Source organism: Pseudomonas stagnisoli (assembly GCF_048595745.1).
In the GTDB taxonomy this organism is placed as follows: Bacteria; Pseudomonadota; Gammaproteobacteria; order Pseudomonadales; family Pseudomonadaceae; genus Aquipseudomonas; species Aquipseudomonas alcaligenes_A.
Genome location: NZ_CP184361.1, coordinates 4,029,075 through 4,041,702, shown reverse-complemented (window position 1 = coordinate 4,041,702; position 12,628 = coordinate 4,029,075). Strand labels below are relative to the sequence as shown.

Sequence of the window (12,628 nt, the reverse complement as noted above, 5' to 3'; positions counted from 1 at the left end):
AGGGACTGACAGCGGGGCACTCCTGTGCTGCCGCTCTCTGCCTGAGTTAACGCTAGGCCGGCATGGCGCTTTCGCCAGTACCTTTCAGCGCCTCAGCAGCGGCCAGGTGCCGATCACGGCCGGCAGGCCCAGGCCGAGCCAGGCCAGGGCATCCCACGCGCCGTCGCCGAGCAGGGCGGCGAACAGGCCGGCGGCGCCGCCTGCGGCCAGCAGCGCGGGGATGAAGAAGGTCGACTGCCTCATGCTGCCACCTCGTCACGCAAGGCCGCGCGCGGTGCGCGGCGGCGCACCCACCAGAGGTACAGGCCGCTGCCGAGGACGATCAGCGTCAGCACATCCAGCACCGCCCAGAGGATCTGCATCGGTCGCCCGCCGTAGTCGCCGAAGTGCAGCGGCTGCGACATGGCCAGGGCGTCCATGTACCAGGGGCGGGTACCGACGGCGGTGACCTGCAGGGTGCGGGCGTCGATCAGCACCGGGGTCCACAGGTGCGAGGTCAGGTGCGTGCTGCCTTTCATGAACACCGCGTAATGATGCTCGCTGGAGAAGCGCGTGCCGGGGAAGGCGATGAAGTCCGGCTGCATGCCGGGCGCAGCCGCCCGGGCGATCTCCAGCAGGCGGCTGGCCGGGGCGCGCTCGGTGAGCGGCGGGGCGTCGCGGTAGGGTTCGACCATGGTCGCCAGGGTGTCGCCGCGCCAGGCTTCGATCAGCAGGTCGGCGCAGGCGCTGATCACCCCGGTAACGCCCACCGTCAGGGCCCAGGTCAGGGTGACGATGCCGATCAGGTTGTGCAGGTCCAGCCAGCGCAGGCGCGTGGACTTGTCGCGCACTTCGGCGAAGCGCAGTTTGCGCATGAAGGGCGCATAGAGCACCACGCCGGAGACGATCGCGATCACGAAGAGCATGCCCATAAAGGCCAGCAGCAGCTTGCCCGGCAGGCCGGCGAACAGGTCTACGTGCAGGCGCAGCATCAGCATCATGAAGCCGCCATTGGCTGCCGGCATCTCCAGCGCCTCGCCCGTGCGTGCGTCGAGCATGAAGGTGTGCGACGAATTCGGTTCGGTGCCGGCGGTGGCGGCCATGATGGTGACCACGCCGTTGGGTTCGTCTTCTTCCCAGCCCAGGTACTGCACCACCTCGCCAGGGCGGTGGCGTTCGCCTGCCTCGACAAGCTGCTGCAGGTCCAGGTGCGCCGTGCCGGGAGCCATCTCGCGTAGTTCTGGTGCTTCACCGAGCAGGTGTTCGAGCTCGTGGTGGAAGATCAGCGGCAGGCCGGTGAGTGCCAGGAGGAATAGGAACAGGGTGCAGACCAGGCTGGTCCAGGTATGGACAACGGACCAGCGGCGGATGGTGGTGGAGCGCATGAGGGCAGCCCGGGCCTGGGAGGGGCGTGCATTCTAGTAAAGCGTGCGCGTCGCGTGAAACGAGAATATTTAACAAATGATATTTTATCTGCTCTGTCGGCGAGTCAGAGCGAATGCGCCAGTTGCCGGCGTTTCCAGCTCTGCGCCCGGCGCTGCAGTTCGGCCAGGCTGTCCAGGTCCTGGCGACGCGCCTTGCTGAACAGGATCAGCGCCAGCTCGGCCGTGGCCAGGGCATCGGCACTGGCGTGGTGGCGCTCGCTGGCCTGCAACCGGAAGTGTCCCAGCCACTCGTCCAGCCCCTTGTAGGGCGGCGCGTCCGGGCACAGCAGCGGGGCCAGCACGGCGACGTCGAGGAAGGGATGGCGCAGGCGGTAGCCGAGTGTCTCGCGCAGGGCGCGTTCGAGCATGTGTTGGTCGAACGGTGCGTGGAACGCCAGCAGCGGGCTGTCGTCGACGAACTCCATAAAGGCCAGCAGGGCCTCGGCGGGATCGCGGCCGGCGGCCACCGCGCTGGGTGCAATGCCGTGGATCAGGGTGCTGGCGCCGGCGCGGTGGCCGGGCTGGCACAGGGTGCACTCGAACTGCTGGGACAGGTCGATGGCGCCGTCCTCGATCACCACCGCGCCGATGGCCAGCAGCTGATCGCGCTGCAGGTTGAGGCCGCTGGTTTCCAGGTCGACCACCACCATGCGCTGCGCGCTCAGCGGGCGCTCGTCCAGCGCCACCGCTGTTGGCAGGTGCAGGCTGCGGGGATCGATAGCGGGGCTGCTGCGCAGCCAGTCGAGCATCTTCTTCATAGCTGGTAGCGCAGCGTCAGGCTGGCCTGCAGGCGCTGGGCCTGGCGGAAGGACTCGCGCAGGATGCGCCGATCCAGGTGGTTGAGGCTGTCCGGATCAAGGCGATTGGACAGCGGCAGGCTCTGCGCCGCCTGCTGCTGGTGCAGTTGCAGGCGGGTCTGCTGGATGAAGTGGTAGGCCTCCTCGTAGGCGGCGCCGTCCTGGGCGTCGATCACCTCCAGGCGCACCAGTTCAGCGAATCGGCGCAGGGTGCTGCTCTCCTCCACGCCATGGGCCAGGGCGAGCAGACGGGCGCCATCGACGAAGGGCGTGAGGCCTTCCTCCTTGAGGTCGAAGGTGTCCTTTTCGGCGCCCTTGCGCGCCACCACGAAGTCGCGGAAGCGTCCCAGCGGCGGGCGGTGACGCAGGGCATTGGCGGCCATCAGGCGCTGGAACAGGCTGTTGTCGGCCACGTCGGCAAGGAGCTGGCGGCGCAGCTGCGTGCAACCCTGCTCGTCACCCCAGACCACCCGCAGGTCGAAGTAGATGCTCGACGCCAGCAGGCTCTCCGGGGTGGCTTCACGCACGAAGGCGGCGAAACGCAGCGCCCACTCGCGGCGTGACAGGCACAGTTCGGGATTGCCGGCCATGATGTTGCCGCGACAGAGGGCGAAGCCGCATTCGGCGAGGCGCTGGTTGATGCGCCGGGCAACCGGTAACAGGCGCTGGCGCATGTGTTCGGCCTGCTCGGGGCTGTCGGCCTCGAACAGGATGCCGTTGTCCTGGTCGGTGTGCAGCGTCTGCTCGCGCCGCCCTTCGCTGCCGAAGCACAGCCAGCTGAAGGGCACGCCGGGATCGCCCAGCTCCTCCAGCACCAGTTCGATCACCCGGCACACGGTATGGTCGTTGAGCAGGGTGACCAGCTGGGTGATCTGCGTGGAGCTGGCGCCATGGGCCAGCATGCGCTCGACCAGCAGGCGGATGTCGCTGCGCAGCGCTACCAGCGTCTCGATGCGGCCGGCGTGGCGGATAGTGCGGGCCAGGTGTACCAGGTCGACCCGCTGCAAGGAGAACAGGTCGCGCTCGGACACCACCCCGACCAGGCGCTCATGCTCCACCAGGCAGACGTGGGCGATATGCCGCTCGGTCATTGCCAGGGCCGCATCGAAGGCGCTGGCCTCCGGTGGCAGGTGGAACGGGCGTTGGGTCATCAGCGCGCTGATCGGCTGCTCCAGCGATTCACCGTCGGCCACCACCCGGCGCAGGTCGCGCAGGGTGAAGATGCCGGCAGGTCGCTCGCCCTCGTCGACGATCACGATGCTGCCGACATGCTGTTCGTGCATGCGCCTCACGGCATCACGCAGCGGCGTGGCGGCGCTGCAGGCCACCGGCTGCTGCAGGGCCAGCTCGCGCAGGGTGGTGTCCAGCGAGTACTGCGCACCGAGGTTCTCGGCGGCGCGCAACTGGACCTGCTGGTTGACCTGGTCGAGCAGGCTGGACACGCCGCGCAGGGCGAAGTCACGGAATGGCGCGGACTGGGCGAACAGGCGGACGAAGGCGTCCTTGCCCAGCAGCAGGCAGAAGGTGTCCTCGCCGGCCAGGTGTTCGGTGCGGGTGGCGCGCTCGCCGAGCAGGGCGGCCAGCGGGAAGCACTCGCCGCTGGCGATCTCGAAGGTGGTCTCGCTGCCGCGCCGCGCCGAGTGCGGGCGCTCGCCGACCACCAGCCCCTGCTTGACGATGTAGAAGTGCTGCACCGGGCCGTCGCCGGGCTTGATGATGCTCTCGCCGGCGGCATAGAAACGCAGCTGGCAATGCTCCACCAGATAGGCCAGCTGGGCGCTGTCCATCTGGTTGAACGGCGGGTACTTGCGCAGGAACTCCATGGTGCCATGGATGTTCTGCAGGACGGCCGTCTTGCCGGCAACGCTGGACGACATGCGACGCTCCCGGTGCTGGGGTGTGCGTTGATGGTCGCGCCGCCCGCGCGCGGCGGCTATTGGACCTAGGTCGCAGAGCCTAGCTGCTCGCGCCAGGCGCGGAAGGCCGGTGCCGCGTAACCACGGCGCCAGACCAGCAGCGTATCCACTTCAAGCAGCGGTACCTGGCGCACTGCTGGCGGCGTGCGCTGCAGTTCCAGCAGCGCCCGCGGCACCACGCCGGCGCAGGTGCCGGCGGCCACGCAGGCGAGAATCGCGTGGTACGAGCCGACTTCCTGTACCCACAGTGGCGCACCGCTCTGGCCCAGCCAGCGCTCGCCGATCTGCCGGTAGCTGCAGCCCTGGGCAAAGCCGGCCAGGGTCCGCAGCCGCACGTCCGCCGGCTCCTGCACCGGTGGGTGGTCGGCCGGCAGTAGCAATAGCAGTTCCTCACGAAACAGCGCCTCACCCTCCAGCCCCTGGTCCAGCGGCTCGGCCTGCCAGCGACCCTTTACCAGGTGCTGCGGGCGGGCGATCAGTGCGCAGTCCAGGAGGCGGCCGAGCACGCCATCGAGCAGGACCTGGCTGGGCCCGGTGCTGACCTCCAGGCTGACCTGCGGATAGCTGCGATGGAAGCGCGCCAGCGGCTCCGGCAGGCGCGCCGCCGCCGTGCTTTCCATGCTGCCCAGGCGCAGGCGGCCGCTCGGCTGTGCGGGGTGCAGCGCCTGGCGTGCCTCGTCGGCCAGCGCCAGCAGTTGTTCGGCGTAGGCGAGAAAGGCCTGGCCCTGCTCGGTCAGCCGCATACGCTTGCCTTCGCGGAGGAACAGGCTGGCGCCGAGCTCTTCCTCCAACTGCTGGATGCGCGTGGTGACGTTCGACTGGGCGCGCTGCAGGCTCTGTGCGGCGCGGGTCACGCTCTGCTCGAGGGCTACGGCGCGGAAGAGGGCGAGGCTGGTGAGATCCATGGGCTTCTATAAATCTCAAAATAAGAATAATGTTTTATCGATAATCTTTAATCGAGATTGATGGGTCAATCCCGCGGAGGCTTTTCATGTCGTCCCTGTGTGCACTGCTCGGTATCCACCATCCCATCATCCAGGCGCCGATGGTCGGGGTTTCCACGCCGGCGCTGGCGGCCGCCGTGTCCGAGGCGGGCGGTCTGGGTTCGCTTGGGCTGGGCGCGAGTACGCCGGCGCAGGCCCGCGAGCTGGTCGCGCAGACCCGCGCGCTGACGGCCCGCCCGTTCAACCTCAACCTGTTCTGCCATGCGCCGGCCCGCGCCGATGCGGCGCGCGAGCAGGCCTGGCTGGAGCGCCTGCGTCCGCTGTTCGCCGAGTTCGGTGCCGCACCGCCGGCGGCGCTACGCGAGATCTACCCGAGCTTCCTGGCCGATCCGGCCATGCTGGAGACGTTGCTGGAGCTGCGCCCGGCGGTGGTCAGCTTTCACTTCGGCCTGCCGCCGGCCGAATGGATCGAGCGCCTGCGCCAGGCCTCCATCCGTACCCTGGCCTGCGTGACGACGCCGGCCGAAGCGCGGCTGGCCGAGGCCGCCGGCGTGGACGCACTGGTTGCCCAGGGCATCGAGGCCGGTGGCCATCGCGGGGTGTTCGTGCCGGAAGAGGGCGATGCGGCGCTTGGCACCCTGGCGCTGGTGCGCCTGCTGGCGCAGCAGTCGCGTCTGCCGATCATTGCCGCTGGCGGCATCATGGACGGTGCCGGCATTCGCGCGGCCCTGGCCCTGGGTGCCGCTGGCGCGCAGCTGGGCACGGCCTTCGTGCTGTGTCCCGAGTCGGCCGCTAACGCCGCCTACCGCGAGGCGTTGAAGGGCGAGAAGGCGGCGCGTACCGCGATCACCGCGAATATCTCCGGACGTCCGGCGCGCGGCCTGCCCAATCGGCTGTACGGCGACCTGGGCGCGGAGCTGCCGGATTACCCGATCTGCTACGACGCGGCCAAGGCCCTGCAGGCGGCGGCCAGCGCCCGCGGTTGCCACGACTTCGCAGCTCAGTGGGCCGGCCAGGGCGCACCGCTGGTTCGCGAGCTGCCGGCGGCGGAGTTGTTGGCGCTGCTGGTGGCGGAGATGCAGCAGGCATGAAAAAAGGCCGGTGGGTCGCCCCGCCGGCCTTGTTCATTGCGCCGCCCCAGGATCAGGGCAGGGTGAACAGCACCTTGACCTGGTCGGTCACCGCGGCCTTGTCCACATAGCCGATGGCATCGGCTTCGGCAGCGACCTTGGCCACGACCTCGGCATCACCGGCTACGCTCGGCAGTGGCTGACCCTTGCCGGTGAACACCAGGCCGGACCAGTAGGACTTAAGCTGCGCTTCGTTCTTGCTGGTGACGGCGGCGTAGAACTTCTCCTTGGTCGGGCTCCAGTCCTTCTGGTCGACGCCTTTCAGCGACTTGTTCTTGCCCAGGAAGATGTTGGCGACGTCGGCCTGCGAAGGCGCGGCGGAGGCACCGGCGTTGACGATCACGGCGACCTCGGCCTGTGCCAGGGCAGCGGCGCCGATGCTCGCGGCGGCGAGGAGAATGCGGAGAGATTGCTTCATATGCATGCTCCTCAGAACACGAAGTCGACGCCGGCGCTGATGATGTCGCCGTCGTAGTTGCGGGCCGGAACGCCGGCCAGGCCGTTGGTGCGCTCATACACTGTGTTGTCGTACAGCTCCTGGGCGTTGCGCACGAACACGCCATCGTAGCCACCGGTGGTATCGACACGCTTGTACTCGCCCTTGAGCACGACGGTCGGCAGGATGCTGTAGTTCAAGCCGAGGGTCCAGGAGCTCTGGCGACCATCATCCTCGTCCAGCTGGGCGTAGGTGACATGGGCCAGGAAGTCGCCGAAGCGGCGGCCGCCCATCAGGTAGAAGGAGTCGGTGCTGTTGCTGCCGTCGTTCTCGATCACGCGGCTGGTCCACTCATTGGCGGTCAGCCAGGTGCCGTTGTCGTACTGGTAGCCAACCGAGGTGAACTTGCCCTTGTCCTTATCCAGCGCCAGCAGGGTAGCGGTGCCCGGGTTGCCGAAGATGTCGGTGAAGCTGCCGGCGATCTCGGTGTTGATGTCGGCCTCGACATAGCCGACACGGAAGGTACCGAAGTCGTTGGTGGCCAGGCTTACGCTGGAACCGAAGACGTTGTCGTAGTCGATGTCGAACTCTTCGTCATAGATGTAGTAATCGCGGTTCTTGGCGATACCACCGGCCAGCTGGAAGGACAGGGTGGCGAAGGACAGCGGCAGGTTGTAGACGATGTCCGCACCCTCGTAGTTGGACAGCTGGACTTGGCTGTAGACCTCATCCGGCAGGCGCAGCCAGGGGTAGCTGAAGCCCACGTCGATGCTCTCGGAGTACATGTAAGCCGGGGTACGCAGGCGGCCGACGCGCATCATCAGGTTGTCGGTGCTCTGCCACGACAGGTAGGCCCACTCCAGGTTGGCCTTCCACTCGTCGCCATAGGCCTTGGCCGTGGTCTGCAGGGTCAGGCCGACGGTGTCGGTGACGCCGTAGGTCAGCTGGGCGCCGAACTTACTCAGTTGGTCGCCACGCCAGGAATCGTTGGTCTGGCCCGAGATGCCATAGCCGCGGCCATCGTCTTCGCCGCCCAGATGGGTGACGCCAACGGTGCCGAAGCCATTGATCAGGGCTTCGCCTTGTTCCAGCGCGAATGCAGAGGTGCTGGCCAGGCAGATGGCCAAACCGAGAACGCGGGCTGTAGTCATGCAGTGATGCTCCGTAGAAGGTTAAACGCGGAATTGGGCCGTCGCCGCGCGCAGGTGGTCTCCTGTGCTGACCAGCTGCTCGCCGAGGCGTGCGGTGGCTTCGGCCCCATGGGCGGTTGCTTGGGCGTCCTGCTGCAACACTTGGGTGTCTTGCTGTATGGAACTGGAAAGACCTATCTGTTCTTGAGTGAGCTGGGCGATGCCGGCGTTGAGCTCATCGATCTCGCTGACCGCCATGGCAATGGATTCAAGCATGCGGGTGGCTTCCACCGAGCGCTCGATGCTGTGCTGGGCCTTGTCGCCGTTGGCCGTCATTACATTCAGTACGCCGTTGGCGCTGTTCTGCAGGCGCTGGATGATCTGCTGGATCTCGGCGGTGGAGGCCGCGGTCTTCTGCGCCAGGTTGCGGACTTCGTCGGCGACCACGGCGAAGCCGCGGCCCTGCTCGCCGGCACGGGCGGCCTCAATGGCGGCGTTGAGGGCGAGCAGATTGGTCTGCTCGGCGATGCTGCGGATTACCGTGAGGACCGAGCCGACTTGCTGGGTCTCTTCTTCCAGTTGCTGCATGGCCTGAACGGCGCCCAGCACGCTGCTGCCCAGGTCGCTGATGCTGGTCGACAGGCTGCCGATACTGGCGCGTGCGGTATCGGCCTGGCGCGAGGCGGCGCCGGCGCCTTCCGAAGCCTGCTGCGAGCGCTGCGCCACTTCCTGGATGCTGCTGGTCATGGTCTGGATGTCACGACCGATTGAATCGGTATGGCCCTGCTGCGATCTGGAGTTCTCTTTCGATTCCTGGGTCAGCCGATAGAGTTCCTGGGACATGCCGCCCAGCGGGCTGGCCGCCTCGATGATCTGGCGGATGGTGCCCTGTAGCTTGTCGAGGAAACCGTTGAACAGCTGGATCATCTCGCCGATTTCATCGCGCGAGTCGACGTTGACCCGGCGGGTCAGGTCGCCGTCGCCCCGGGCGATGGCCTGCAGCGACTCGATCACGCCATGCACATTGCCCATGATGCCGCGGATGATCATCAGGGCGCCGAAACCTACCAGGGCCACCAGCACGGCGCTGAGGATGTAGCCGGTACGGGTGGTCGCCGCGTTGTCGGCGCGTGCCTGGCCGAGGGTGCTCTGGAAGTCCTCGTACGCATTGGCTCGGAACGCCGAGCCCAGCTTCTGAGCGGCCTCCAGGTCGCTGGCCATGCGGTCCAGGTTGGGGCGCAGGTCGTCGAAGCTGGCGCTGCCCTTGATCAGTTGCTCGGAAGCGGCCAGCGCGTTGTCGGCGTAACGGCCAATGGCTTTGCGCCAGTCTTCGAGCTCGCCGATACGCTCGTCGTTGCCACGGGTCAGCGGCTGCAGACTCTGCTGCAGACCGGCGATGTCGGCCAGAACCTTGCGCGCTTCGTCCAGCGTCGCCAGTTCACCGGCTGCCACGGCGCTGTTGAGCATGCCGGGTAGGCGGGAGAACTGGAAATTCACCGCGTCGGCTTTCTCCAGCGTGGGGAAACTGTTGTTCTCCAGAGTGTCCAGGCGCGCATCGTTGGCCGCCAGCTGAACCGAGGTGTAGACCACGAACAACAACAGGCCGAGCAGGGCGACGGCAGGCAGTAGCGACAGCTTCAGGGTCAGCGACAGATTTTTCAGCATGGCAGGTACCCAAGTGGGGGCGTGCATTGTATAGAAAGACGCATGGTGGCTAAAGGCTACATGCTGGTCATCCTGTGACCATTTGTATTCTGTTTGTCCGTAAATGTTTTGTCGGCCGCCCCTTTATTTTCTATAGCCGCAAAATCGCGAATGCGCCTGTGACAATGAAGCACAGATAGCTGGCGGCAGGCTCGCGCGCTCGCCTAGACTCGTTACATAACAATAAGGAGTCACCGATGCGCGCTGCGATATTGCTTGGCCTGATGCTCAGCACGGCCACGCACGCTGCCGACCCGCTGCAGGAGGCCATGGCCGAGCTGCAGCCCAGCTCACTTGCCGTTGCCGAACAGCGGGCCGAACTGGCCTGGTTCGCCAAGGCCGGCAAACCGTTCGCCGGTACCCAGGTTCGAGTCATTTCCGAGCGTATTCCTACCCACTGGTATGAGGCCAACGTGCTGGCGCCGCTGTTCAGCCGCCTCACCGGCATCCGCGTGATCCATGAGGTGAGTGGCGAGGATGACGTGGTCAACAAGCTGCGCACCCAGCAGGAGACCGGCCTGCCGCTGTATGACGCCTATGTCAGTGACAGCGACCTGATCGGTCAGCACTTTCGCGACGGCCAGGTTCTGGTGCTGTCCGACTTTATGGTCGGCGAAGGTGCTGCGGTGACCTCGCCGACGCTCGATCTGGCCGACTTCATCGGTCTGCCCTTCGTCACCGCCCCTGATAACAAGCTCTACCAGTTGCCTGACCAGCAGTTCGTCAATCTGTACTGGTACCGGCGCGACTGGTTCGAGCGGCCCGAGCTGCGCAGGGCCTTCCGCAAGCGTTATGGCTACGATCTGGATGTTCCGCAGAACTGGAGTGCCTACGAAGACATCGCTGCGTTCTTTACCGAGCAAGTCGGCGAAATCGATGGCCAGCGTGTCTACGGCCATATGGACTACGGTGCCTTCGATCCCTCGATCGGTTGGCGCCTGTCCGATGCCTGGCTGGGCATGGCCGGGGTCGCCGATCTGGGGTTGCCCAACGGCGTGCCGGTGGATGACTGGGGCATCCGTGTCGAGTCCTGCCGGCCGGCGGGGGCCAGCGTCGTTCGCGGCGGCGCTCTGGATAGCCCGGCAGCGATCTATGCGCTGCAGCAGTACATCGACTGGCTGCGCCGCTATGCTCCGCCCGAGGCGCAGGCGATGAGCTTCAACCAGGCCGGCAATGTCGCCGCCCAAGGACATATTGCCCAGCAGATCTTCTGGTACAGCGCCTTTACTGCCGACTACACCTTGCCGGACAGCGCGGTGGTAGCCGCTGACGGCAAGCCCAAATGGCGGGTTGCGCCTTCACCGCGCGGTGCCTATTGGCAGGAGGGCATGAAGTCGGGTTACCAGGATGTCGGAGCCTGGACACTGCTCAAGGCTACGCCGCTGCGTCAGCGCCAGGCCGCCTGGCTGTATGCCCAGTTCGTCACCGCCAAGAGCGTGTCCTTGCGCAAGACCCTGGTCGGGCTGACGCCGATCCGCCGTTCCGATCTCGATTCGCCGGCCTTGCTGAGCGAGGCTCCGCGTTTGGGTGGGCTGGTCGAGTTCTACCGTAGCCGGGCAGCAAGACGCTGGACGCCCACCGGTGCCAATGTGCCGGACTACAGTGGCATGGCCAGCCTGTGGTGGCGTCAGCTGCATCCGGCGGTAGCGGGGCGGATCAGCGCCGCCGAGGCATTGGGCAACCTGGCGCGCATCTTTGACCGGCATCTGCAGGAGGTCGGTTTGCGCCAGACGCATGCCTGCGCACCGCGCCTGAACCCGACACGGAGCGCCGCGTACTGGTTGAAGCAGCCCGGCGCGCCGTGGCCGCGACTGGACAATGAGCGTCCTGCCGGGCGTACCCTGCCTTATGAGGAGGCCCTGCGTGCGTGGGATTAGCCTGCTGCTGGTCGCTCTGCTCAGCGCACCGCTGGCTGCTGCCGAGGTGCAACTGTTTGCCTGGGAGCGCGCGCCGCTGGTGCAGCAGCGCCCGGACGGCGGCGCCGCCGGCCTGGTGCCTGAGCTGGCCGACGAGCTGTTCCGGCGTGCCGGCATCGCCTACCGCCTGAGCTTTCTGCCTTTGCAGCGCGCCCTGCACCAGGTACAGCAGCAGGAACGCAGCTGTGTCCTGCTGGTGGAGCGCCAGCAGGAGCGCGAGCCGCAGTTCGCCTGGGTCGGGCCGTTGCTGGTATCGCGTCTGGGCCTGTATGCCAAGGCCGATGATGACCTGCAGCTGAGCAGCCTGCAGCAGGCGCGCGGGCTGCGCATCCTCAGCCACCAGGGCTCGGGCGCCGGCGAGTACTTGCAGACGGTCGGCCTGGAAGTGATCTACTCGAACAAGGAGTCGCTCAACCTGAGCATGCTGCAGCGCAGCCGCGCGCGGCTGTGGGCCACCAGCTCGGCGGTAGTCGCCTCGCTCTCGGCCAGCCCGGCGCCGCGCGAGGTGCTGCCCTTCCTCACCCTGATGGAGGACATCGCCTGCCATCCGCAGATGGATCCCACCGAGCTGCGGCGCCTGCAGGACAGCCTACGGCAGATGTACCGCGAGGGCTGGGTGCAGGCGCTGCATCGCAAGCATGGTCTGGAGTTGCGATAGCCAGGTTGGCATGTGCCTTGTCTGCCGCGCTATCGTTCCGCGTGCTTGGCCCTGAGCGGTTGGATTCTCCAGCGGCCCTTGGCGGGGTCTATGGAGGTTTCGATGGCGTTCTACCGTTCGCAGATTCGTTGGTCGAGGGGCGGCCAGCCTTTCCTTGATAACCAGTACAGCCGCGCTCATGTCTGGCGCTTCGATGGGGGCATCGAGGTGCCGGCCTCCTCTTCGCCGCAGGTCGTGCCTGTGCCGTTTTCCGCTGTTGCCGCGGTGGATCCGGAAGAGGCCTTTGTCGCCTCGCTGTCGAGTTGCCACATGCTCTGGTTCCTTTCCCTGGCGGCCAAGGCCGGGTGGCTGGTGGAGGAGTACCTCGACTGCGCAGAAGGCGTTATGGCGCGCGATGATCAGGGGCGATTGGCCATGACGCAGGTTACCCTGCGGCCCGAAGTGCGCATCGCCGGGGACGGCTGCCCGACGCAGGAGCAGTTTGCTCAGCTGCACCATGCGGCCCATGAAGCCTGCTTCATCGCCAACTCGGTGAAGAGCCAGGTGCGTTGCGAGCCCGTGCTGCTGGCATAAAAAAACCGCCCCGGAGGGCGG

Annotated in this window: 12 protein-coding genes; 4 read left to right on the top strand and 8 right to left on the bottom strand. The window is 66.6% G+C overall.

What is annotated here, in order from left to right; genetic code table 11:
• Window positions 1-84 precede the first annotated feature (84 nt).
• The 5 genes from ACOAPY_RS19420 to ACOAPY_RS19400 form a co-directional block, all read right to left on the bottom strand.
• On the bottom strand, window positions 85-243 hold the full coding sequence (locus ACOAPY_RS19420) for a hypothetical protein (RefSeq protein WP_465154397.1): 159 nt from the start codon (window positions 241-243) through the stop codon (window positions 85-87).
• A complete protein-coding gene (locus ACOAPY_RS19415; RefSeq protein ID WP_465154396.1) occupies window positions 240-1,364 on the bottom strand; it encodes a PepSY-associated TM helix domain-containing protein in 1,125 nt (374 codons plus the stop codon). The genes ACOAPY_RS19420 and ACOAPY_RS19415 overlap by 4 nt, the downstream gene beginning before the upstream one ends.
• 104 nt (window positions 1,365-1,468) lie before the next feature.
• Window positions 1,469-2,161 (bottom strand): 3'-5' exonuclease, encoded by a 693-nt coding sequence (locus tag ACOAPY_RS19410; RefSeq protein ID WP_465154395.1) that lies wholly within the window; start codon window positions 2,159-2,161, stop codon window positions 1,469-1,471.
• On the bottom strand, window positions 2,158-4,077 hold the full coding sequence (locus tag ACOAPY_RS19405; protein WP_465154394.1) for a putative nucleotidyltransferase substrate binding domain-containing protein: 1,920 nt from the start codon (window positions 4,075-4,077) through the stop codon (window positions 2,158-2,160). Before ACOAPY_RS19405 ends, ACOAPY_RS19410 begins: the two co-directional genes overlap by 4 nt.
• 65 nt (window positions 4,078-4,142) lie before the next feature.
• Entirely contained in the window at window positions 4,143-5,021 is an 879-nt protein-coding gene (locus ACOAPY_RS19400) for a LysR substrate-binding domain-containing protein (RefSeq protein ID WP_465154393.1), read from the bottom strand.
• A gap of 86 nt (window positions 5,022-5,107) precedes the next feature.
• Here ACOAPY_RS19400 and ACOAPY_RS19395 point away from each other — a divergent pair, with 86 nt between their 5' ends.
• Entirely contained in the window at window positions 5,108-6,151 is a 1,044-nt protein-coding gene (locus ACOAPY_RS19395; RefSeq protein WP_465154392.1) for an NAD(P)H-dependent flavin oxidoreductase, read from the top strand.
• Window positions 6,152-6,203: 52 nt separating this feature from the next.
• Here the strand turns inward: ACOAPY_RS19395 and ACOAPY_RS19390 are convergent, their stop codons facing one another.
• Genes ACOAPY_RS19390 through ACOAPY_RS19380 form a run of 3 tightly spaced genes read right to left on the bottom strand, consistent with a single transcriptional unit; the run spans window position 6,204 to window position 9,421 of the window.
• Window positions 6,204-6,608, bottom strand: coding sequence for a phosphate ABC transporter substrate-binding protein (locus ACOAPY_RS19390; RefSeq protein WP_465154391.1), 405 nt, complete (start codon window positions 6,606-6,608; stop codon window positions 6,204-6,206).
• An 11-nt stretch (window positions 6,609-6,619) separates the two neighbouring features.
• Entirely contained in the window at window positions 6,620-7,777 is a 1,158-nt protein-coding gene (locus tag ACOAPY_RS19385) for a hypothetical protein (protein WP_465154390.1), read from the bottom strand.
• A gap of 21 nt (window positions 7,778-7,798) precedes the next feature.
• Window positions 7,799-9,421 (bottom strand): methyl-accepting chemotaxis protein, encoded by a 1,623-nt coding sequence (locus ACOAPY_RS19380; RefSeq protein ID WP_465154389.1) that lies wholly within the window; start codon window positions 9,419-9,421, stop codon window positions 7,799-7,801.
• A 236-nt stretch (window positions 9,422-9,657) separates the two neighbouring features.
• Here ACOAPY_RS19380 and ACOAPY_RS19375 point away from each other — a divergent pair, with 236 nt between their 5' ends.
• The 3 genes from ACOAPY_RS19375 to ACOAPY_RS19365 all read left to right on the top strand — a co-directional run bounded on the left by ACOAPY_RS19375 (window position 9,658) and on the right by ACOAPY_RS19365 (window position 12,607).
• On the top strand, window positions 9,658-11,337 hold the full coding sequence (locus ACOAPY_RS19375; RefSeq protein WP_076582633.1) for an ABC transporter substrate-binding protein: 1,680 nt from the start codon (window positions 9,658-9,660) through the stop codon (window positions 11,335-11,337).
• Window positions 11,324-12,034 (top strand): substrate-binding periplasmic protein, encoded by a 711-nt coding sequence (locus ACOAPY_RS19370; RefSeq protein ID WP_465154388.1) that lies wholly within the window; start codon window positions 11,324-11,326, stop codon window positions 12,032-12,034. Before ACOAPY_RS19375 ends, ACOAPY_RS19370 begins: the two co-directional genes overlap by 14 nt.
• 102 nt (window positions 12,035-12,136) lie before the next feature.
• A complete protein-coding gene (locus ACOAPY_RS19365; protein WP_465154387.1) occupies window positions 12,137-12,607 on the top strand; it encodes an OsmC family protein in 471 nt (156 codons plus the stop codon).
• The last annotated feature ends 21 nt before the right edge of the window (window positions 12,608-12,628 follow it).